The sequence below is a fragment of the Sphaerisporangium sp. NPDC049003 genome (assembly GCF_043197795.1).
Classification (GTDB): domain Bacteria; phylum Actinomycetota; class Actinomycetes; order Streptosporangiales; family Streptosporangiaceae; genus Sphaerisporangium.
This window is the reverse complement of record NZ_JBICTU010000005.1, coordinates 49,088-69,041: the sequence shown is the minus strand read 5'-3', so window position 1 is coordinate 69,041 and position 19,954 is coordinate 49,088. Positions and strand designations below refer to the sequence as shown.

Genomic DNA, 19,954 nt, shown 5'->3' with positions numbered 1-19,954 from the left:
GTCAGTCCGCCTCCCTCATCTGCCGCCAGATATAGAGGCCGAGCACGGCCAGCACGAGGATCACGAAGGCGACGCCCAGCGTGGCCGCGTACCCGAAGAAGCCGTAGCGGAAGGCCTCCTCGTAGGCGAAGAGCATCGGCAGTCGGGTCTGCCCGCCCGGCCCGCCCTGGGTGAGGACGTAGACCAGGCCGAACTGGTTGATGTTCCAGACGAAGTCCAGTGAGGTGATCGTCACGATCACCGGGCGCAACTGCGGCAGCGTGATGCTCCAGAAGCGGCGGAAGGCCGAGGCCCCGTCCATGTGACCGGCCTCGTACAGTTCCTTGGGCACGTTCTGCAGCCCCGCGAGCAGCACGACGGTCGTCTGCGGCATGCCCGTCCAGATCCCGACGACGATCACCGCGGGGAGCGCGATGGAGAAGTCGTTGAGCCAGTCGACGTTGTGGTCGAGCAGGCCGACGTCGCGCAGCACGCTGTTGAGGATCCCGGCGTTCGGGTGGTAGACGAGCCGCCACATCAGCCCGATGACGACGGGCGGCATGGCCCACGGCACCACGACCAGCACCCGGGCGAACGACCGGAACCGCAGGTCCTCGTTGAGCAGCAGGGCCAGCCCGAGCGAGGCGAGGAACTGCAGCACGGTCACCGAGACCGCCCAGATCAGGCCGATGCGGAACGACGACCAGAAGTCCGCGTCGCCCATGAGGTCGCCGAAGTTCGCCAGACCCACGAAGGAGGTCTCGGCGTTGCGCCCCGACCTGGCGTCGGTGAACGCGAGGAAGATGCCGTACAGCAGCGGCCCGACGCTGAAGACCAGCACCGGCACGAGCGCGGGCAGCATGAGCACGAGCGTCTCGCGCCCCTGCCTGGTCCTCGTCCGCCCGCCGCGGTGACCCGCCGCGGGCCTTCGCGTCCTTTCGGCCGTCAGGGTCATGAGGTCTCCTCCCCCAGGGTCGAGGCGCGGACCACGAGCCGGGGCTCGACGGTGACGACGCGCGGCGCGCGGGCGCCGTGGGCCAGCCGGTCGAGCAGGAGCTCGGCCGCCGCCCTGCCGCGTTCGGCCGAGCCGAGCGAGACGCTGGTCAGCGGGGGCCAGGCGACGGTGGCGAGGTCGGTGTCGTCCATGCTCGCCACGGCGACCTCCTCCGGCACGCGCCGCCGCTCGCGGCGCAGGACGTCGAGCGCCCCGAGCGCGATCAGGTCGTTGGCGCACAGCAGCGCGTCGAGGTCGGGCACGCGTTCTACGAGGCGGCCCGCGGCCCGGGCGCCTTCGGGGCGGTAGAAGTCGCCCACCTCCACGAGGTCCGGGTCGTACGGCAGGCCGAGCGCCGCGAGCGCCTCGGCGTAGGCGGCCGAGCGGGCGGCGCCGGGGACGGTGTCGAGCGGGCCGTTGACGAAGCCGATCCGCCTGCGGCCCAGCCCGTGAAGGTGCTCGACGGCCAGGCGAACGCCCTCGCGGGAGTCGGTCCTCACGTTGTCGACGGGGGTGCCCTCCGGGACCGAGCCGATGATCACGATCGGCGCGCGGGCGGAGGCGAACATCTTCAGGTGCTCGCCGGTCACCCGCAGCGGGATCATGATGAGGCCGTCGATGTACCGCTCGCCGAGGCCGCGCAGCACGTCGATCTCGTCGGCGGCGTCCACGTTGGTGGAGTGCAGGACGAGCCGGTAGCCGGCCGCCTTGAGCACCGGCTGGATCTCGCGGATCATCGCGAGGTACACCGGGTTCCCTATGTCGGCCATCGCGAAGCCGACCTGGTTGCTGCGCCGGGACTTCAGCGACCTGGCCACCGAGTTCGGCACGTAGCCGAGCTCGCGCGCCGCGCTCATCACGCGGCGCTCGGTCTCGGCCTTGGTGGGCAGCCCGTTGAGCACGCGCGACACCGAGGCTATCGACACGCCCGCGCGCTGGGCGATCGTCGTGATCGTCGGCCCGTCACTCACGTGTCACCTCGGAGGTCGAAAACGGTAAACGTTTACACAAGCGCTGGTCGAGAACGCTGAAAACGTTTACGGGGTGAGGACATGTAACCTGGCGGACACATTCAGCGTCAAGTCACGATCGGGTAAACCGGACATCGCCTCTGCTAGGGAGCATATGTGGGCGCTCGCCGCCGACAGCCCGGCACGAAGTCGAACCGGTACGGCTCGCCGAGGTGCCGGGCATAGGTGGCGCGACCTATCCGGAAACGGGACAGGTCAGACCGTACGGCGCCAGACGTCGATGGCGAGCACGTGCCGCATGCCGACGGACAGGTACAGATCGAGCGCCGGGGAGCTGTTGTTGGAGTCCACGTGCAGGTACGTGCCGGCCCTCCCCCCGCGCGCGTCCCTGGCGAAGGCGTGCCTCAGCAGCAGCCGGCCGAGGCCCCTGCCGCGGAACTCCGGCAGCACCGAAAGGATCCGGACGTATCCGCAGTTCTCATCGCTGACGAACATGTCGCTCCCGAGCAGCATCGCCGCCGGCTGTCCGTCCACCTCGGCGACGAGGAGCTGCGACCAGTCGTGGGTGCTGGAGGACTCGAAGTCCTCCCTCCACCGGTCGTACTCCTTCGGGACGAACCCGAAGTGCTCGGCGAAGCCCTCCTGGTGGATCCGGTGGGCGGCCCGCGTCAGCTCCTCGGACCCGGCCGCCTGGCGGACGGTCACGCCGGGCAGGGACCCCGGGTCCACGTCGGTGTGGTCGGCCCTCAGCCGGTGAAAGCTGGTGGCGGCCTCGAAACCGTGCTCCTTGGCCAGCGCCTGCTTGGCGTCGTCCTGCCGGTAGATCCCCACGTCGGCCACCGCGTGCGGGTGCCCTGCCTCCACGGCCAGCTCACGGGAACGGCGCAGGACGGTGTCCCACAGCCAGGGGGTCACCACGTCGTCCCGGGAGAGGATCTCGATGTCGACGCTGTCGCTGTCGCCCTGGCGCGCGGCGTAGCCCCAGCCCACCAGGGAGGGGTCCGCGTCGCGCCGGAACACCAGCCAGCCGTCGCGGGCGAGGTCGAAGCCGGGCTCGGCGAGCACGTCCGCCACGTCGTCCTCGGTCATGTCGGGGTGGCCGAGGATGGCGGTGTCGCAGGCGGACACCAGCTCGTGGATGACCGGCACGTCCTCTGCCACGGCCCGCCGGACGTCGTACACGTCCGTGATCGCATCGTTGTCGTAGGTGTGGTTCACGTCTCCGTTGTAGGACCGGCCACTTGCACGGCGCTGAGTCCGGACTTGGCGAAGGCGCCGCCTGGGGGATGATGGCGTCCATCGCGACGAGTCAGAAGCGGGGACGTATGGAGATGCGGGACTTCTTCGAGCACATTTCAGGGGCCCGGCGGGTGTACGGGGAGCCGTACGAGAGGGACGGCTCCACCGTCATCCCGGCGGTCTCGGTGCGCGCGGCGGGCGGGTTCGGCACCGGCGACGTGCAGGGACGGGTCTCCGGCGGCACGGGCGGGGGCGGAGCCACGACGGCCCGCCCCGTCGGCGCGTACGTCGTCAGGGACGGCAAGGTGTCGTGGGAGCCCGCCATCGACGTGAACCGCATCGTGCTCGGCGGGCAGATCCTCTGCGGGCTCGCGCTCATCGTTTACGCGCTACGCGCCGGGCTGCACCCGGATCGCCGACGTGGACGTTGACGGGCGCGACTAGTCTTGGCAGGCATGGCCCGCACCCGCCTTTACCGCGACGGCGTCCTGGAAGCCGAGGGCTTCCCGATCGCCGACGTCTCCGACCACATCAAGGACCCGTCGGCGACCGTGTGGTTCGACCTGCTGGCTCCCACCCCTGAGAAGCTCGCGGTGATCAGCGAGGAGCTCGGGCTGCACCCCCTCGCCGTCGAGGACGTCCTGCACCCCCACCAGAGGCCGAAGCTCGACATCTACGACACCCACCTGTTCCTGACCGTCTACGCCGTCAGGCTCGGCGAGGGCGGTGGGCCCCTCGACCTCACCGAGGTGTCGGTCTTCGTGACCAAGAACGCTCTGGTGACGGTGCGGTCCGACGACACCTGCGACATCGACGCCGTGGTGGCCCGCTGGGACGCCGAGGCGAGGCTCGCCAAGCACGGCGTGTCGTTCCTCCTGCACGCCCTGCTCGACTACGTCGTGGACGGCCACTTCGACGTCGCCCAGACACTCGATGACCAGGTGGAGTCGCTGGAGGACCAGCTGTTCACCGAGCAGACGGGCGACGGGCGCGCCATGCAGCGCCAGATGTTCGACCTCCGCAGGACCACGGTGCGGTTCCGGCGAGTCGTGGTGCCGATGCGCGAGGTGGTGAACTCCCTCATCCGGCGCGACCTGCGGGTGGTCGGGTCCGAGATGGGGCCCTACTACCAGGACGTCTACGACCACGTGCTACGGGTGTCCGAGTGGACCGAGTCACTGCGCGAGCTGGTGGGCAACATCTACGAGACCCACCTGAACCTGCAGGGCTACCGCATGAACGACATCATGAAGCGGGTGACGAGCTGGGCCGCCATCATCGCGGTGCCCACGTTGATCACCGGCTTCTACGGGCAGAACATCCCGTTCCCCGGCTTCTCGCACACGGCCGGGTTCTGGACCTCCAGCCTCCTGATCGTCGTGGCCTCGTCGATCCTCTACCTCGTCTTCCGCAAGAAGGACTGGATCTGACCGGCTCTCAGCCGGTGCAGGCGCTGGAGCCTCCGAGCCTCACCATCGCCTGGTAGACCTCCTCGGGACGCATGGGCGGCTCGGGGAGCGGGCGGGCGCGGTCGGCCCGGAAGGCGTCGAGCATCAGCCCGAGGTGGCGCCGCCACGCCGTGGGACAGAACTCGCTGGTCGCCTCGCTGATACGGGTGTGGGCCCAGATCACGAGCGCCAGGTCCTCCACCGTGACGTCCGGACGGACCGCGCCCTCGCGCTGCGCCCTCTCGACGATGCGGCGGCTCAGCTCGTTGATGTGGCCCTGGGTGCGTTCGATGCACGCCGCGTGGGGGAAGCGCATGGACGCCAGATCGTTGAACCCCCGGTCGTGGGCCTGCAGCTCGCAGAGCCTCTCCAGGTAGAACGCGAACGCCTCCCACGCGTCATCCATGCTCAGGGCCTGCTCCGCGCTCTCCAGCCACGTGCTCAGCTTGCCGACGAATATCGCCTCGACGAGGTCCATGCGGGTCGGGAAGTTGCGGTAGAGGGTGCCGATGGCGACCCCCGCCTGCCTGGCGATCTGTTCGAGGGGAGCGTCGAGCCCTTCGGAGGCGAAGACCATGCGGGCCGCGCCGACGAGCGCGTCGCGGTTGCGTTGCGCGTCGCGGCGCAGGGGCCGCGCGGCCTTGGTGGGCGTGATCTCGTCGGACGACATCTCCCTAGTGTAACGAACTGGAGGGACGCCTCGACTTCTGTGCTACGCTCGCGAGTCGAGGTGACCCTCGACTTTGTGTCGCGCGCTCCGCACCAGGTCAGAGTCACGTCGAACTTCCCTAAGGTGATGACGGCCGGGCTCACCTGCGGGCATGCCCCCTCACTCCCCCCGGCCCTCGAAGGAGACCCTGTGAACGTCTTCCTGTGGATACTTCAGGTGCTTCTCGCCCTGGCGTTCGGCATGGCCGGTGTCCTGAAGACCACTCAGCCCAAGGAGAAGCTCGCCGCGAACATGGGGTGGGTCGAGGACTTCTCCGCGGGCACGGTGAAGTTCATCGGCGGAGTGGAGTTCCTCGCCGCGCTCGGGCTGATCCTGCCCGCGGTCACCGGCATCGCCACCGTCCTCACTCCGCTCGCGGCCACCGGCCTGGTCCTGGTCATGATCGGCGCGATCGTGGTCCACGTGCGGCGCGGCGAGATCCAGGGAGTGGTCATCAACGTCGTGCTGCTGGTCCTCTCCGGCCTCGTTGCCTGGGGCCGCTTCGGCCCGTACCACTTCTGAGCCTCCTCTTCTGGGCCTCCTCAGGATTCCGGTCCGGCGTCGATCACCCAGGCGGACGTCCCCGCTCGTAGGAACGCATGACCGGCCGCCTCTCAGGCTGATGCGGCCGGGCCGCTTCCGTGTGTCCGGCCTCGGATGCCCCGGCCGTCCTGGATGGCGTTCCACTCCTCGTCGGTCACCGGTGGGGTGCCGAGCGCGCGTGCCGCCTCGTCGAGGTCCGCACGGCTGAGCTGCCAGCCGTGCATGAGACCCTCGGCGCGTCTTCTCCGGCTCTCGCTCTCCATGATGAGGGCCACGGCGGCGCGCACGCGGTCCACCGTCACGCGGTTCACCTTCCGGCGCCGATCCGCCTGCCCGCCCGCGTGAGCGCCCCCCTCGCCGATCACCCGGCCCCCTCGGCGGTTCTCCCATGCTGCCGAATGCTCATAGACCGAAGTTAGAAATGCCAGCAAATGAGTGGCAAGAGAGTTTCGCGTAGTTGCTACGCGCACGGCTCCGGGAACCAATACTCCGGATGTTCAGCCGGTCTTGGGGGAGAGGAACTCAAGGCGGTTCTCGTGGCAGTCGGCAGCGTAGAACCTTCGGTGTCCGGGGAAGTCGTCGTCCCAGACCACCTTTACGCCGAGGTCGGCCAGCCGTTCGGCGAGAGCGTCCAGATCGGCGACCAGGATGCCCGGGTGGGCCTTGCGGGCCGGTCGGAAGTCCTGTTCGACCCCCAGGTGGATCTCCAGATTGTCGGACCGCACCCACAGTCCGCCGCGGGCGGCGAGCACCGGGGGCTTCTGGATCTCGGTCATGCCCAGCACGTCCACGTAGAACCGGCGGCACACCTCCTCCTCACCCGGCGGCAGGGCGAGCTGCACATGGTGCAGCCCGAGGCCGAAGGGCGAGCGGGCCGCCTCGGTGTCGTAGGGCTGGGCCCTCTGACGTTCGCTCATGGTTCGGTGCCTCCGTCCGCCCGCTGCTCTACGAGCAGGTCGAACGCAGACGGGATGATCAGTATAGACGCGACATGTGCGGGTCCGCCCGGCGGAACGATGCTGAACGTCATGTCAGCTTCAGCGTCCACCCTCTTGGCTGCGACCGTGGTGCTTGAGCGCCAGTCGAACCGCGCCGTACCGAGAATCGCGAAATTGTTCTTACCGGGTCAAGCGGGCGGCAGCGCTTCGCGCCGACGCGCGGACAGAGGAACCCACGGCGGTTCTCGTGGCAGTCGGAGACATAGAACCGCCGATGGCCCGGATCATCTCAGTGATCGACAAGCTGTTCTCCAACGCCCGCCTCTAGCGTCGTTCGGGGCCTTCGCGCCAGGTGCGACACCGGAGCCGGCCCCAGGCAGGTGAGCTCCTCAAGAGAGATAGTGGTGAGGTCCGAGAGATGAAGAGCGTGAGCCGGCGTCAGTGGAGCAGATGGCAGTGGGCGGTCGCAGGACTGACGATCGGCGTATTGGTCGTCGTCTCAGGGTTCGTGTGGCGGACAGTGACGGCGACCGTGACCATGGTCCCCTCCTGGACCCGCAACGTCGGCTTGGGGGCCTCCGCGGCGCCGGCGGTGGCCGACGGTGTGGTGTACGTCCTCAACAGCGAGGACAGCATGTACGCCCTGGACACGGCCTCCGGCGGACAACGCTGGACCCACAAACTTCCCAGAGTTCCCGTAATCGGCTACTCCGAACCGGTGGTGGCCGGAGGTGTCGTATACACCACCAGTGACGGCAGGATGTACGCCCTGGACGCGGCGACCGGCGAGCAACGCTGGACCCACGAAACCCGCCACCGCGCCAGCGTCGACTTCAGCCCGGTGGTGGCCGGGGATGCCGTCTACTTCGCCGACGAAACGGGCAGGGCGTACGCCCTGGACACAGCCACCGGCAAGCAACGCTGGACCTACGAAACCGGAGGCAGGGGCTTCAAGCCGGTGGTGGCCGGGGATGCCGTGTACGTCGGCGACGAAGTGGGCAGGGTGCATGCCCTGGACGCGGCGACCGGCGGGCAACGCTGGACCCACGAAACCCGCCACCGCGCCAGGGTCGACTTCAGCCCGGTGGTGGCCGGGGATGACGTCTACTTCGCCGACGAAACGGGCAGGGCGTACGCCCTGGACACGGCCACCGGCAAGCAACGCTGGACCTCCAGAATCGGCAGCGGCCCCTACGTCAGTCCGGTGGTCGTCGGCGGTGTCGTGTACATCGCCAATACCAAGGTGTACGCCCTGGACACGGTAACCGGCGAGCGACGCTGGACCTCCGAGGCCGGCGGCCCCTGCGTCAGTGCGATGTCGGCCGGCGGTGTGGTGTACGTCCGCAACGCCGAGGGCAAGATGTACGCCCTGGACGCGGCGACCGGCGGGCAACGCTGGACCTACGAGGTTTCCCGTGGTGACCACTCCGATCCGGTGGTGGCCGACGGCGTGGTGTATCTCGACGATGACAATGAGAACAAGGTGCACGCCCTGGACGCGGCGACCGGCGAGCAACGCTGGATCTATGAAACCGGCAGCGGGATCTTCAGGCCGGTGGTGGCCGACGGTGTCGTGTACATCTTCACCATCGGCGCCACGGTACATGCCGTGAGAGCGACGACTGGATAAGGCCGACCAGCCCGTCGCGCCGGACCGCATCGGAACCGCACAGAGCCGCCTGGGGCCGCCTGGGGCCGCCTGGCCAGGGCTTGCCCCCTCGATAGGCTGAGGGGCATGGGGCGGGCGAATGACGAAGCGGCGGCGGCGCTTGAGGAGTATGCCGAGCTGTTCGCGATGAACGGCGGTGACGCCTTCCGGGTGCGCAGCTACCAGAAGGCCGCCAAGGCCATCGCGGGCTTTCCCGAGGACATCTCGAAGGTGGACGTCCGCAAGGTGCCCGGCGTGGGCGAGGCCATCGCGAAGAAGATGGAGGAGTTCCTCCAGCGGGGCGGCTTCCGCCAGCTCGACGACCTTCGCCGCAAGGTGCCCGACGGCGTGCGGAAGCTGACGCGCATCCCGTCGCTCGGGCCGAAGAAAGCCGTCTTCCTGTTCCAGGAGCTCGGCATCGCCTCCCCCGAGGCGCTGGCCGAGGCGATCCAGGAGGGCAGGCTCGCCGGGCTGCGCGGGTTCGGGGCCAAGAGCGAGGAGAACATCCTCAAGGGCATCGAGCAGCTCCAGCGGGCCGGTGAGCGGGTGCACCTCGGCGTCGCCATGGATCTGGCCGAGCGCGTGATCGCCTCGCTCCCCGCCGAGAAGATCGCCTACGCCGGGTCGCTGCGCCGCATGAAGGACACGGTCGGCGACATCGACATCCTGGCCGTCGGGCCGGTGACGCTGATGGAGGAGTTCAGGCGGCAGCCGTACGTCGCCGAGGTCATCGCGAGCGGTGACCTGAAGACCTCGGTGCGCACGACCCAGGGCCTTCAGGTGGACCTCCGCGTGGTGCCGGCGGAGTCGTGGGGCGCGGCGATGCAGTACTTCACCGGCTCCAAGGAGCACAACGTACGGCTGCGCGAGATGTGCGTGAAGCGCGGCTGGAAGCTGTCGGAGTACGGCCTGTTCGAGGGCGAGACCGTGATCGCCGGACCGACCGAGGAGGGGATCTACGAGGCCCTCGGCATGCAGTGGGTGCCGCCGCCGCTGCGCGAGGACTCCGGAGAGATCGAGGCGGCCCTGCGCCGGGAGCTTCCCGAGCTGGTGACCTTGGATGATCTCAGGGGCGACCTGCACACCCACACCGATCTGACCGACGGCATCGCCACGCTGGAGGAGATGGTCGCGGCGGCGGCCGGGCGCGGCTACGAGTACTACGCGGTGACCGACCACGCGCCCAACCTGTTCATGCAGCGCATGACCCTTGAGAAGGCGCTGGAGCAGCGCGAGCGGCTCCACCGGCTTCAGGCCGCCTACCCTGGCATGCGACTGCTGCACGGCACCGAGCTCAACATCGCGCCCGACGGCACCGTCGACTGGCCGGCCGAGGTCCTGGAAGGCTTCGACGTGTGCGTCGCGTCCGTACACTCGCATTTCACCCAGTCACGCGACGAGATGACCCGCCGGTTCATCACCGCGTGCGAGAACCCGAACGTCCACATCATCGGTCATCCCACCACCCGCAAGATCGGCAAGCGCCCTCCCGTGGACGCCGACTGGCCGGCCGTCTTCGCGGCGGCGGCGCGCACCGGCACCGCGATGGAGATCGACGCCTACCCCGACCGCGCCGACCTCCCCTCCGATCTCGCCCGGCTCGCGCGCCACCACGGGGTGACGTTCTCCATCGACAGCGACTCCCACGCCGTGCCGCACCTCGGCAACCAGCGCTTCGGCGTCGGCATCGCCCAGCGAGCCTGGCTCACCACCGACGACGTCATCGACACCTGGCCGCTCGACCGCCTCCTGGCCTTCCTCGGCCGGGGCTGACCGCTCCGCGAAGGCCGTGGCCCCCGGGGCCGGGGCGGGAAGGCGGGGAGGAGGAAGATGGAGGTCCGGGGCCGGAAACCACCCGCACACCGCAGGCGCCGATCATCATGAATAGGTTCTGATCATGAGAAATATCGACAAGACCGATCTCTCGGTTTTCCCGTTGTGCCTGGGCGGCAACGTCTTCGGCTGGACGGCCGACCGTGACACCTCGTTCGCCGTCCTCGACGCCTACGTCAAGGCGGGAGGCAACTTCATCGACACCGCCGACTCGTACTCGGCGTGGATCGCCGGCAACCAGGGGGGCGAGTCCGAGACGATCATCGGCGAGTGGATGGCCGAGCGCGGCAACCGCGACTCCCTCGTGATCGCCACCAAGGTCGGCCAGCAGCCCGGAGCCAAGGGACTGTCGGCGGCCAAGATCCGCTCCGCGGCCGAGGGGTCGCTGCGGCGGCTGGGCACCGACAGGATCGACCTGTACTACGCCCACGCCGACGACCGGGGCACCCCGCTGGAGGAGACCCTGACGGCCTTCGACGAGCTGGTGCGCGAGGGCAAGGTGCGCCACATCGGCGCCTCGAACTACGAGGCCGACCGGCTGGCGGAGGCGCTGGCCGTGTCCGACCGGCTGGGCCTCGCCAGGTACGTCGCCCTCCAGCAGCCCTACAACCTCGTGGAGCGCGAGTACGAAGGGCGGCTCGAAGAGGTGGTCGCCCGCGAGCGCCTGTCGAGCGTGCCCTACTACGGTCTGGCCAAGGGGTTCCTGACCGGGAAGTACCGTCCCGGTGTCCACGTCGACTCCGCGCGGGCGGAAGGCGCCGCTGCCTACCTCCAGACCGAACGGGGCCGCCGCGTGCTGGACGCGCTGGACAAGGTCGCCGCGGCCCACGGAGCCGAGGCGGCGACCGTGGCGCTCGCCTGGCTGCTGACCCGGCCCTCCATCGCCGCGCCGATCGCCAGCGCCAGGGTGCCCGAGCAGGTTCCCGCGCTGGTCGCGGCGGCGGACCTGGTGCTGTCCCCCGAGGAGGTCCGGCTTCTCGACGAGGCCTCGGCCTAGAAACGCGGCGGCCCGCAAGGAAGGCCGTAAAAGGACCTTTCCAACCGAAGAAAGGCCCGTAGAAACCGTGGAAACGCCCGTAGAAGCCGTCGAAACGCCCGTAGAGCGGCCCGTAGGAGGGCGTGGGAGGGCGTGGGAGGGCGTGGGAGATGGCGAAGGCCCGGTCGCGGGGCCTCTGGAGGTGAGGAGACCCGCGACCGGGCAGCTCGGGGGAGCCGCTCCCAGCCGTGACGGCTCCCGGCGCGAGGGGGACGCCGGGAGCCGGGCTTCTCAGTGGGAGACGGCCTTCTCGGCGCCGGCGCCGGTGAGCGAGCGGACCTCGATCTCGGCGTACTTCTGCGCGTTGAACTCCTTGCTCATCACGGTCCCGATGTACCCGGCGAGGAAGCCCAGCGGGATCGAGACCAGCCCCGGGTTCTCCAGCGGGAACCAGTGGAAGTCCACGGTCGGGAACAGCGAGGTCTTCGCGCCCGAGACGACCGGCGAGAAGATCACGAGGATCAGGGCCGACGCGAGCCCGCCGTAGATCGCCGAGACCGCCCCCGCCGTGTTGAACCTCTTCCAGAACAGGCTGTAGAGGATGGCGGGAAGGTTGCCCGACGCGGCGACCGCGAACGCCAGCGCCACCAGGAACGCCACGTTGAGGTTCTGCGCGAAGATGCCGAGGACGATCGAGACCGCGCCGATCGCGAAGGCGGAGATCCGCGCGACCTTGATCTCCTGCTGATCGGTCGTGTTCCCCCGCTTGAAGACGTGCGCGTACAGGTCGTGGGCGAAGCTCGACGACGAGGCCAGCGTCAGGCCCGCGACCACCGCGAGGATCGTCGCGAACGCCACGGCGGCGATGACCGCCAGCAGGATCGTGCCCCCGACGTCACCGAAGATGAGCTGCCCGATCTTCAGCGCGAGCTGGGGGGCCGCGGTGTTGCCCGCCGCGTTCTGGGCCGCGATCTCCTTGCTTCCGACCAGGGCGGCGGCGCCGAAGCCCAGCACCAGCGTGAGCAGGTAGAACACGCCGATGATGCCGATGCCCCAAAGGACGGACTTGCGGGCGACCTTGGCGGTCGGCACGGTGTAGAAGCGGATGAGGATGTGCGGCAGGCCCGCCGTGCCGAGGACGAGGGCCAGCCCCAGGCTGATCAGGTCGAGCTTGCTCGCCAGGCCCTTGGCCTCCACCCCGTACTTCAGTCCGGGCTCAAGGAATGCCTGCCCCTTGCCGCTCGCCTGCGCGGCGCCGCCGAGGAGGCTGGAGAGGTTGAAGCCGAAGTGCCCGAGGACGAGCAGGGTCACCAGGGCGGCGCCCGTCATCAGCAGCACGGCCTTGACGATCTGCACCCAGGTGGTGCCCTTCATGCCGCCGACGACCACATAGACGATCATCAGCAGGCCGACGACCACGATCGTGCCCGCCTTGCCCGCGGGAGAGGTGATGCCGAACAGCAGGCCCACCAGAGCGCCCGCGCCGACCATCTGGGCGAGCAGGTAGAAGATGCTGACCGTGATCGTCGAGACCCCGGCGGCCGTACGGACCGGTCGCGGGCTCATGCGGAACGCCAGCACGTCGGCCATCGTGTACTTGCCGGAGTTCCGCATCAGCTCGGCGACCAGCAGCAGGGCCACCAGCCAGGCGACGAGGAACCCGATCGAGTACAGGAAGCCGTCGTACCCGGACAGCGCGATGATGCCCGCGATGCCGAGGAACGACGCGGCGGACATGTAGTCGCCGCCGATGGCGAGACCGTTCTGCGCGCCGCTGAACGACCGGCCGCCCGCGTAGTAGTCGGTGGCGCTCTTGGTGTGGCGGCTCGCCCAGAACGTGATGCCCAGGGTGGCGGCCACGAACAGCACGAAAAGCGTGATCGACAGGGCGTGGTTACTCATTGGAGGACGTCCCCTCGATCTCACCGCGAAGCTTGTCGGACAGCGGGTCCAGCTTGGTGGCGGCATGCCGGGAGTACGCCCACGCGATCAGGAACGTCGACACGAACTGCAGAACGCCGAAGATCAGCGCCACGTTGATGTTTCCGAAGACCTTGGTGCCCATGAAGCCACGCGCCCAGCCGGAAAGGATCACGTACAGCAGGTACCACACAAGGAAGGCGACGGTCACCGGGAACGCCCAGCCGCGGTAACGACGGCGCAGCTCCTGGAACTCGGAGCCGGCCTGCACCCGTTGGTATTCCGATGACTCGTCTTGCTGAGTGGCCACGAGACCTCCACGTTGTGATCTGGATCACGCTTACCGTAGAAGGGTCAGGGGGGTGCCGCAGAGGGCTTGGGTCCGCGTCATCGCCAAGTCGCCCCTACCCGTCGCTCACGGGGCCGGGCCCTGCGCCGAAAGGCGCGTTCCACGCGACGAATGGTCCGCCCGCCTTTGGCCGAGCTGAAGGTTCGGGTTTCAGGTCGAGCGGGGGCGCCAGTCGCCCCGGTTGACGTTGAGCGTCTCGGGCGTGTGAAGCCGCACCATCGTGCGCGCCACCCCTCGCGGCACCCGGCCGGGGGTGAGCAGCGACACCAGGATCATCACGCCGAAGGAGATCGGGACCGTCCACGCCGCCGGCTGCGCGAGCAACGCCCCCGTCCAGCCGGTGTACGGGCCGCCGGTGATGACCGCGATCACGGCGACGCTGGCCAGGCCGCCCCCGGCGAGCAGCCCGGCCATGGCCCCGGTGGTGGTCAGCCGCCGCCACCAGATGCCGAGCACGAGCAGCGGGCAGAACGACGAGGCGGCGACCGCGAAGGCCAGCCCCACCACGTCCGCGACGGCGAGGGACCTCGCCATCGCGGCGAGCAGGAGCGGCACCGTCACGGCAAGCAGCGTGGCGGCACGGAAGCTCGGCACTCCCCCGCGCAGGATGTCCTGCCCGATGACCCCGGCCACCGACACCGCGAGCCCCGAGGAGGTGGACAGGAACGCCGCGAAGGCCCCGGCGGTGACCAGGGCGCCGAGCAGTTCCCCCGCCGTCCCGCCGACCATCCGGCCGGGCAGGGTCAGCACCACCGCGTCCGTACGGCCCGTCATGAGCAGCTCGGGCGTGTAGAGACGCCCGAGGGCGCCGTAGACGGCCGGGAGCAGGTAGAACGCGCCGAGCAGGGTCAGCACCACGAGGGTCGTGCGACGCGCGGCCCGCCCGTCGGGGTTGGTGTAGAAGCGCACGAGCACGTGCGGCAGGCCCATGGTGCCGAGGAAGGTGGCGAGGATCAGCGAGTAGGTCGCGTACAGCGGGTGCTCGCGGCCGTGCAGCGGAAGCGCCCACTGGTGGTCGGTGAGCACGGGCAGGCTCTCCACGTGCGGCACGGGCGTGCCGGCCGGGAACCCCACCGTCGTGTCATGGGTGATCGTGTGGTCGCCGGGCCGGAGCGTGAGCCGCTCTCCGCGCACCGCCCGGCCGTCCACGCGGCCGGTGGCGGTGACCACGGTCTCCCGCTCGAACCGTACGGTCACGTCGGCGCTGACCGCCACGGTGACGGCGTCGGTGAAGACCGGGGGCGCGTCGCGTCCGAGCCCCGGCTTGCCGAGCCCGTACCAGGCGAACAGCAGGAACACCACGGGCAGGGCCAGCGCGGTCAGCTTCAGCCAGTACTGGAACGCCTGGACGAACGTGATCGAACGCATCCCCCCGGACAGCACGTTGACCGCGACGACGACGGCCACGAGCAGCCCGCCCACCCACGGCGGCGCCCCGGTGATCGTGCGGAACACCAGCCCCGCGCTCTGGAACTGCGGCATCAGGTAGAGCCAGCCGATCAGCACGACGAGCACGCTGGCCACCCGCCGCACGGCCATCGACTCCAGGCGGGCCTCGGCGAAGTCGGGCAGGGTGTAGGCGCCCGACCTGCGCAGCGGGGCCGACACCAGCACGAGCAGCACCAGGTAGCCGCCGGTCCAGCCCACCGGCAGCCACAGCATGTCGGCGCCGTAGGCGAGGATGAGGCCGGCGATGCCGAGGAAGGAGGCCGCCGACAGGTATTCGCCGCCGATAGCCGAGGCGTTCCACAGCGGCGAGACCGTACGTGAGGCGACGTAGAAGTCGGACGTCGTGCGCGACAGCCGCAGCCCGAAGGCCCCGATGAGGATGGCCGCCACCACCACGACCATCACGGCGGCGAGCCCCAGCGCCGCGTTCACCGCACCCCGCCCACGACTCCCCCTGCGACTTCGCCCGCGACCCCGCGAACGACTCGGCCCGCGACCCCGCGTACGGCTCCGCCCGCGACTGCGCCCGCACGCCGCCCGGGTGGCACGCTCACTGGCGTTCGACCAGGTCGGCGAAGTGGCGCTCGTTGCGTTCCGCCTGCCGCACGTACAGCCACGCGCCGGCGACGAACGACGGGTAGATCAGCCCCGCCAGCACCACCCACGGCAAGGGAAGCCCGAACACGCGCACCTCGCGCAGGCCGGGGACCAGCAGGAACAGCAGCGGCAGCCCGCCGATCACGCATCCGAGCACCGTGCACACGAACAGCGCCAGCCGGAACTGGGTGCGGATCAGCGAGCGCATGTAGACCTCGCCGAGGCGCGTCTGCTCGTCGATCTCCATGGTGACCGGGTAACGGGGCCTGCGCGCCGCAGTGGTACGAGGGCTGGTGACCACCTCCCGCTTCGGCCTCTCCGGCGTCTTCGGCGTCATCTGGTACGGCCCTCCGCGCCCGGCCGCATCGCGCACGGGCACCCTTTTGTCCTCCGCGTCATTCCGTACGGCCCTCCGCTTTCGGCCTCATCGCGCACGGGCCCCCTCGCGTCTTCGGAGTCATTCCGTACGGCTCTTCCTGGCGCGGCGTACGAGCAGGTCGCGGAGCTCGCGGGTGTGGCGGCGGCTGACCGGGATCTCGGTGTCGCCGATGCGCACCGTGCAGCGCCCGGAGTCGATGTGCAGCTCGTCGATGTGCTTTACGGCGACCAGGTGGCTGCGGTGTACGCGGATGAACCCCGCGGCGGCCCAGCGCTCCTCCAGCGCGGCGAGCGGGATGCGCACCAGGTGGCTGCCGGCGGCCGTGTGGAGCCGGGCGTAGTCCCCCTGCGCCTCCACGTACCGGACGTCCGAGCTGGCGACGAAACGGGTGACCCCCGCCAGCTCGACCGGGATGGTCTCCGCGTCCGGCGCGGTGCGGGCGGCGTCCTCCACCGATTCGGGCGCGTCCGGGATGGCGGCGCAGACCCTGCGGATCGCCTCGGCGAGCCGTTCGGGCCGTACCGGCTTGAGCAGGTAGTCCTCGGCCTTGATCTCGAACGCGTCCACGGCGTGCTCTTCGTAGGCGGTGACGAACACGACCCGGGGAGGCCGGGCGAACTGGGCCAGCAGGCGGCCGAGCACGACGCCGTCGAGGCCGCGCATCCGGATGTCGAGGAACACCGCCTCGACGGGTCTGCCGTCGGCCATGGCGCGGTCGAGCATCTTCAGCGCCGACGCGCCGTCGCGGGCCGTGGCGACCTCGCCGATGCGCGGATCGGCCCTGAGCAGGTACGCCAGGTCCTCCAGCGCCGGCTGCTCGTCGTCCACCGCCAGCACGCGCAGGCCGGTCACATCACTCCCATTCGCCCGATCGCACTCCCGAGTGAACTAGAGAGTGATGAATCCGGCAGAGGAAGTCAACGCCTCACCTCACCAGCGGCCATAACTATCCGGAGACACCACACGACCCCCAGTCCCAGCTAAGGGCTCCTAACAGAAGCGGTGGACTTGACCTGGTCAGTGGTCGGTGTCGCGCACGTGGCCGCCGTGTAGCGGGACGCGGTCAGCCGCGCGATCGCACGCGATAAACCCGGCGACGTCGACGGTCATCCCCGGGATACTGGTCGCCCATGGATGAGGTCAAGATGATCGTCGCCCATTCCGAGCGCGCGACCCTGCCCGCCGACCTGGTCACCCGCAACCGCGAGGTCGCCGAGGCCGCGCTCCGGCCGTGGGCTCCGGTGTTCACGCACGGCGACCTGCAGATCGCTCACGTGTTCGTCGACGGCGACGGGATCACGGGCATCATCGACTGGTCCGAGGCGGGCCAAGGTGATGCCCTGTTCGACCTCGCCACCTTGACGCTCGGACACGAGGAACACCTCGGCGACGTCGTCGCCGGCTATGGCACCGACGTCGACCTCGACGTGATCCGCGCGTGGTGGTCGTTGCGAAGCCTGCTGGTGGTTCGCTGGCTGGTCGAGCACGGCTTCGACCCGTTCGCCCCGGGCTGCGAGATCGACGTGCTGAGATCCCGGCTGTGAGGCCGCGCGGGCCCGACCGCCATGAGAAGTCCTATCGGAACGATCAGTGGACGAGGCGTCGCCAGCGGATGATGGCGACGAGGGTCATGACTTCACTGAGTACCAGTGATGACATCAGATGCTTCCAGCAATGCTACGGCTTCTATTTCGAAACTCTCAAGGTCGTCGAACCAATTCGGATATCCACCTCTGCGAGTGAAGAACTTAACAGTAGTGCCATGAGTTGACCAATCGGCGTCGACTCCCGTGGATATAACTGCAGTCAACGTGTCAAAGCCCGGAAGGTTCCTCGCCGCAGCAAGGGCGGCCAAGGAGAAGGTTAGAGCTCGAACACAAATCGCAGTCAGGTAGCCCTCTCGGTCAACAGGAAGATCGTCTCCCGGGATCCATACCTCATTGCGGTGATATTCCACTTCGAAGGGTTCAAGGTGATCTACCTGCATGTCAAGCTCAGGATCATGGAGAGCTGCGAGCGACAAGACCCCATGTGGCCCCACAACCCACCCGCCCTCGATTACCTCTTCGAGCTCGGAGGAAATGTCCTGCGACAGTAGTTCTTTTGATGCGGTGGACAACAGGGCCCGCATACTCGAATTAAGGATCACATAACTCCTGGAATATTGAGGTAGTTAAGTGCTTTTTTAAGGGCATTCCCATCCATCATCTTAAGGTATTTTCTCGGCAACTCCTTACCTTTTACCCAGCGCGGGCGCCGGCTTGGGGTGAGTGATCCAGGAGAACCGGTGTGACCAGCGTGATCCCGTATTTCTTCCTGGCCTTGAGGAGGAGTTCGGCGGATGGGTAGCCGGATTCGAGGTAGTGCTCGGCCGGGAGCAGCCCGCGCTGCTGGAGCGCCCGATGGATCTTGTCGGTCATCTGGTTGTCGGGCACGGTCGCGTCGGTAGTGGCCATGTTGGTGATCAGGCTGGGCGGCACGACGTTCGTAGCGTTCGTGGTGTCGGCTGCGGTGTGACAGGTCTCGCTGACGTGGACCTTGTAGCCGTTCCAGAACAGGTCACCGCCTTTAGCCGCCCAGCGGGCATCGGTGTCGTAGGGGGAGGTCAGCCGCACTCGGCCGGGCGGCGGTTCCTCTCCGCCGTCATCGAGGGGCCGCGGCCACTCCCTCTGGCTTAGATCCATCACCTCCTCGATTCCTCTACTGAGCCCGGTCACGCCAAGCGGTGTTGCGGCTGGTCTTGAGGTCGCCGATGAACGCATGCCACTCACCTCGGGCGAACACCAGGGCGGGGCCGCCGCGGTTCTTCGAGTCGCGTATCGCGACGACACCAGGGAGGTTGGTGGCCACCTCAACGCACTGACCGCCGTCCGGGCCAGACCGGGTTGACTTGCACCACTTCGCGGCACTCAGGTCCATTGCTTCATCACGTCCTTGATGAGCTGGAGCGATACATACTGGGCGTGAGCCTCGGCGCGGATTGCCTCGTAACGAGCGGCCACTTTCGCGAGCGTTGAGCGGTCTTCGATGACTTGTCCGCGAGCTGAGGACTCGACGTACACGATATGTGGCGAGCCCTGGAGCTCCGCAAGGGTGAAGGCGCTGAGCATGCCTGCGGTGGATTCGGCGCTGTATGGGACCACCTGGATGGTGACTCTCGCATGCTGTGCGATGTCCAAGAGGTATTCCAGTTGCTCACGCATGACAGCGTGACCTCCGAGGGGGCGACGCAGAACGCTCTCGTCCATCAAAGTCACGATCACCGGCGGGCTCTCCCTTGCGAGAATCGCCTTACGGCGCAATCGGGCGGCGACATGTTCGTCTCGTTGCGCGGTGGTCAGCCCGGGCTCACCTTCAATGACGCGCCGAGCGTACGCCTCGATCTGGAAGAGTCCGGGGATCAGCAGTGGATCCCAACTGCGAAGCAGTGTCGCCTCCTGTTCGACATCCATCCAGTCGCGGAAGAACTCGGGGACCGTTTCCCATCTGGCTATGGAGCAGAGTCGCGTCAAGACGCCGTCGAGGCCCAAGACCTGATCGCAAAGCTCGGCGAAACGTTTCCCTGGTGGACGCCTGGCCGTCTCCACCATGCCCACCACACTCGTTGCGTATCCGATCCGGTGGGCCAGCTCTGCTTGTACCAAGCCTGCTTCGAGGCGGTAACGCCGTAGCTCGTAGGCGAACAGGGCTTGGGGGGACTCTTCCGGGTTGATCTCGACGGGTTTTGTCACTTGATCCCTCCTCGGCTCGTACGGCCTGCCCATGCACACCTCACCCCGGACCTCTCTCTGACTGTGTCGTCGCTGAGAGGTGGATCCGCTGTCGGCAGCATCTTCGGATTGGCCACTCTATGAAGTCAAGTCTTCACTATTCGTATGCAAGGTGGGGTGGGAAGGCGTGTCAACCTCGCAACAACCCGGCAAGAGCGCGCGTGGTTCCGACCGACCGGAGGTAGCGGACGTAGGTGACGCGGCGAGGAACC

22 protein-coding genes are annotated in these 19,954 nt (G+C 68.4%); 7 read left to right on the top strand and 15 right to left on the bottom strand.

Annotation, left to right across the window (positions count from 1 at the left end; all coding sequences use genetic code 11):
* Nucleotide 1: 1 nt before the first annotated feature.
* From ACGFIV_RS06905 to ACGFIV_RS06895, 3 genes are all read right to left on the bottom strand, one after another.
* Nucleotides 2-934: a sugar ABC transporter permease gene (locus ACGFIV_RS06905; RefSeq protein ID WP_358551261.1), complete on the bottom strand. Its 933-nt coding sequence runs from the start codon at nt 932-934 to the stop codon at nt 2-4.
* Complete coding sequence (locus ACGFIV_RS06900) at nt 931-1,944, bottom strand: LacI family DNA-binding transcriptional regulator (protein WP_358551263.1); 1,014 nt, start codon at nt 1,942-1,944, stop codon at nt 931-933. The genes ACGFIV_RS06905 and ACGFIV_RS06900 overlap by 4 nt, the downstream gene beginning before the upstream one ends.
* Nucleotides 1,945-2,199: 255 nt before the next feature.
* Nucleotides 2,200-3,162, bottom strand: coding sequence for a GNAT family N-acetyltransferase (locus tag ACGFIV_RS06895; protein WP_358551265.1), 963 nt, complete (start codon nt 3,160-3,162; stop codon nt 2,200-2,202).
* A 107-nt stretch (nt 3,163-3,269) separates the two neighbouring features.
* On the opposite strand from ACGFIV_RS06895, the gene ACGFIV_RS06890 reads away from it, so the two are divergent.
* Together ACGFIV_RS06890 and ACGFIV_RS06885 are read left to right on the top strand one after the other, a co-directional pair.
* Entirely contained in the window at nt 3,270-3,614 is a 345-nt protein-coding gene (locus ACGFIV_RS06890; protein WP_358551267.1) for a sporulation protein, read from the top strand.
* 24 nt (nt 3,615-3,638) lie between these two features.
* Complete coding sequence (locus tag ACGFIV_RS06885; RefSeq protein WP_358551269.1) at nt 3,639-4,613, top strand: magnesium transporter CorA family protein; 975 nt, start codon at nt 3,639-3,641, stop codon at nt 4,611-4,613.
* 7 nt (nt 4,614-4,620) lie between these two features.
* Here the strand turns inward: ACGFIV_RS06885 and ACGFIV_RS06880 are convergent, their stop codons facing one another.
* Entirely contained in the window at nt 4,621-5,301 is a 681-nt protein-coding gene (locus ACGFIV_RS06880) for a TetR/AcrR family transcriptional regulator (protein WP_358551271.1), read from the bottom strand.
* A gap of 189 nt (nt 5,302-5,490) precedes the next feature.
* Between ACGFIV_RS06880 and ACGFIV_RS06875 the strand changes: the two genes are divergently transcribed.
* On the top strand, nt 5,491-5,862 hold the full coding sequence (locus ACGFIV_RS06875) for a DoxX family protein (protein ID WP_358551273.1): 372 nt from the start codon (nt 5,491-5,493) through the stop codon (nt 5,860-5,862).
* 92 nt (nt 5,863-5,954) lie between these two features.
* Here the strand turns inward: ACGFIV_RS06875 and ACGFIV_RS06870 are convergent, their stop codons facing one another.
* Both ACGFIV_RS06870 and ACGFIV_RS06865 read right to left on the bottom strand, forming a co-directional pair.
* A complete protein-coding gene (locus ACGFIV_RS06870; protein WP_358551275.1) occupies nt 5,955-6,185 on the bottom strand; it encodes a hypothetical protein in 231 nt (76 codons plus the stop codon).
* 195 nt (nt 6,186-6,380) lie between these two features.
* Nucleotides 6,381-6,800 carry a VOC family protein gene (locus ACGFIV_RS06865; protein WP_358551277.1) on the bottom strand — a complete coding sequence of 140 codons (420 nt, stop codon included), beginning with the start codon at nt 6,798-6,800 and terminating at the stop codon, nt 6,381-6,383.
* Between the two features lie 439 nt (nt 6,801-7,239).
* On the opposite strand from ACGFIV_RS06865, the gene ACGFIV_RS06860 reads away from it, so the two are divergent.
* The 3 genes from ACGFIV_RS06860 to ACGFIV_RS06850 all read left to right on the top strand — a co-directional run bounded on the left by ACGFIV_RS06860 (nt 7,240) and on the right by ACGFIV_RS06850 (nt 11,299).
* Nucleotides 7,240-8,451 carry a PQQ-binding-like beta-propeller repeat protein gene (locus tag ACGFIV_RS06860; protein WP_392832705.1) on the top strand — a complete coding sequence of 404 codons (1,212 nt, stop codon included), beginning with the start codon at nt 7,240-7,242 and terminating at the stop codon, nt 8,449-8,451.
* Between the two features lie 105 nt (nt 8,452-8,556).
* Nucleotides 8,557-10,242, top strand: coding sequence for a DNA polymerase/3'-5' exonuclease PolX (gene polX / locus ACGFIV_RS06855; protein WP_358551279.1), 1,686 nt, complete (start codon nt 8,557-8,559; stop codon nt 10,240-10,242).
* Nucleotides 10,243-10,366: 124 nt separating this feature from the next.
* Nucleotides 10,367-11,299, top strand: a complete 933-nt coding sequence (locus ACGFIV_RS06850; protein ID WP_358551281.1) for an aldo/keto reductase — start codon at nt 10,367-10,369, stop codon at nt 11,297-11,299.
* Between the two features lie 270 nt (nt 11,300-11,569).
* On the opposite strand, the gene ACGFIV_RS06845 is transcribed toward ACGFIV_RS06850, so the two are convergent.
* The 5 genes from ACGFIV_RS06845 to ACGFIV_RS06825 form a co-directional block, all read right to left on the bottom strand.
* Nucleotides 11,570-13,180, bottom strand: a complete 1,611-nt coding sequence (locus tag ACGFIV_RS06845) for a cation acetate symporter (protein WP_358551283.1) — start codon at nt 13,178-13,180, stop codon at nt 11,570-11,572.
* Nucleotides 13,173-13,508 (bottom strand): DUF485 domain-containing protein, encoded by a 336-nt coding sequence (locus tag ACGFIV_RS06840; protein WP_358551285.1) that lies wholly within the window; start codon nt 13,506-13,508, stop codon nt 13,173-13,175. Before ACGFIV_RS06840 ends, ACGFIV_RS06845 begins: the two co-directional genes overlap by 8 nt.
* 189 nt (nt 13,509-13,697) lie before the next feature.
* Nucleotides 13,698-15,428 carry a cation acetate symporter gene (locus ACGFIV_RS06835; RefSeq protein ID WP_358551287.1) on the bottom strand — a complete coding sequence of 577 codons (1,731 nt, stop codon included), beginning with the start codon at nt 15,426-15,428 and terminating at the stop codon, nt 13,698-13,700.
* Nucleotides 15,429-15,546: 118 nt separating this feature from the next.
* Complete coding sequence (locus ACGFIV_RS06830) at nt 15,547-15,972, bottom strand: hypothetical protein (RefSeq protein ID WP_358551289.1); 426 nt, start codon at nt 15,970-15,972, stop codon at nt 15,547-15,549.
* A gap of 78 nt (nt 15,973-16,050) precedes the next feature.
* Complete coding sequence (locus ACGFIV_RS06825) at nt 16,051-16,824, bottom strand: LytTR family DNA-binding domain-containing protein (RefSeq protein ID WP_358551291.1); 774 nt, start codon at nt 16,822-16,824, stop codon at nt 16,051-16,053.
* A 278-nt stretch (nt 16,825-17,102) separates the two neighbouring features.
* On the opposite strand from ACGFIV_RS06825, the gene ACGFIV_RS06820 reads away from it, so the two are divergent.
* Entirely contained in the window at nt 17,103-17,516 is a 414-nt protein-coding gene (locus tag ACGFIV_RS06820; protein WP_358551293.1) for a phosphotransferase, read from the top strand.
* 92 nt (nt 17,517-17,608) lie between these two features.
* Here the strand turns inward: ACGFIV_RS06820 and ACGFIV_RS06815 are convergent, their stop codons facing one another.
* The 4 genes from ACGFIV_RS06815 to ACGFIV_RS06800 form a co-directional block, all read right to left on the bottom strand.
* Complete coding sequence (locus tag ACGFIV_RS06815; RefSeq protein WP_358551295.1) at nt 17,609-18,091, bottom strand: hypothetical protein; 483 nt, start codon at nt 18,089-18,091, stop codon at nt 17,609-17,611.
* Nucleotides 18,092-18,212: 121 nt separating this feature from the next.
* Nucleotides 18,213-18,656: a hypothetical protein gene (locus ACGFIV_RS06810; RefSeq protein WP_392832698.1), complete on the bottom strand. Its 444-nt coding sequence runs from the start codon at nt 18,654-18,656 to the stop codon at nt 18,213-18,215.
* A gap of 16 nt (nt 18,657-18,672) precedes the next feature.
* Entirely contained in the window at nt 18,673-18,891 is a 219-nt protein-coding gene (locus ACGFIV_RS06805; protein WP_358551299.1) for a DUF397 domain-containing protein, read from the bottom strand.
* A complete protein-coding gene (locus tag ACGFIV_RS06800) occupies nt 18,882-19,703 on the bottom strand; it encodes a helix-turn-helix transcriptional regulator (protein ID WP_392832695.1) in 822 nt (273 codons plus the stop codon). Before ACGFIV_RS06800 ends, ACGFIV_RS06805 begins: the two co-directional genes overlap by 10 nt.
* Nucleotides 19,704-19,954: the final 251 nt, after the last annotated feature.

Excerpts from the sequence above, each read along its gene's own strand:
- ACGFIV_RS06905 (WP_358551261.1), bottom strand. The coding sequence starts at position 934 with ATGACCCTGACGGCCGAAAGGACGCGAAGGCCCGCGGCGGGTCACCGC.
- ACGFIV_RS06890 (WP_358551267.1), top strand. The coding sequence starts at position 3,270 with ATGGAGATGCGGGACTTCTTCGAGCACATTTCAGGGGCCCGGCGGGTG.
- ACGFIV_RS06885 (WP_358551269.1), top strand. The coding sequence starts at position 3,639 with ATGGCCCGCACCCGCCTTTACCGCGACGGCGTCCTGGAAGCCGAGGGC.
- ACGFIV_RS06880 (WP_358551271.1), bottom strand. The coding sequence starts at position 5,301 with ATGTCGTCCGACGAGATCACGCCCACCAAGGCCGCGCGGCCCCTGCGC.
- ACGFIV_RS06865 (WP_358551277.1), bottom strand. The coding sequence starts at position 6,800 with ATGAGCGAACGTCAGAGGGCCCAGCCCTACGACACCGAGGCGGCCCGC.
- ACGFIV_RS06860 (WP_392832705.1), top strand. The coding sequence starts at position 7,240 with ATGAAGAGCGTGAGCCGGCGTCAGTGGAGCAGATGGCAGTGGGCGGTC.
- polX (WP_358551279.1), top strand. The coding sequence starts at position 8,557 with ATGGGGCGGGCGAATGACGAAGCGGCGGCGGCGCTTGAGGAGTATGCC.
- ACGFIV_RS06850 (WP_358551281.1), top strand. The coding sequence starts at position 10,367 with ATGAGAAATATCGACAAGACCGATCTCTCGGTTTTCCCGTTGTGCCTG.
- ACGFIV_RS06845 (WP_358551283.1), bottom strand. The coding sequence starts at position 13,180 with ATGAGTAACCACGCCCTGTCGATCACGCTTTTCGTGCTGTTCGTGGCC.
- ACGFIV_RS06820 (WP_358551293.1), top strand. The coding sequence starts at position 17,103 with ATGGATGAGGTCAAGATGATCGTCGCCCATTCCGAGCGCGCGACCCTG.
- ACGFIV_RS06810 (WP_392832698.1), bottom strand. The coding sequence starts at position 18,656 with ATGGATCTAAGCCAGAGGGAGTGGCCGCGGCCCCTCGATGACGGCGGA.
- ACGFIV_RS06805 (WP_358551299.1), bottom strand. The coding sequence starts at position 18,891 with ATGGACCTGAGTGCCGCGAAGTGGTGCAAGTCAACCCGGTCTGGCCCG.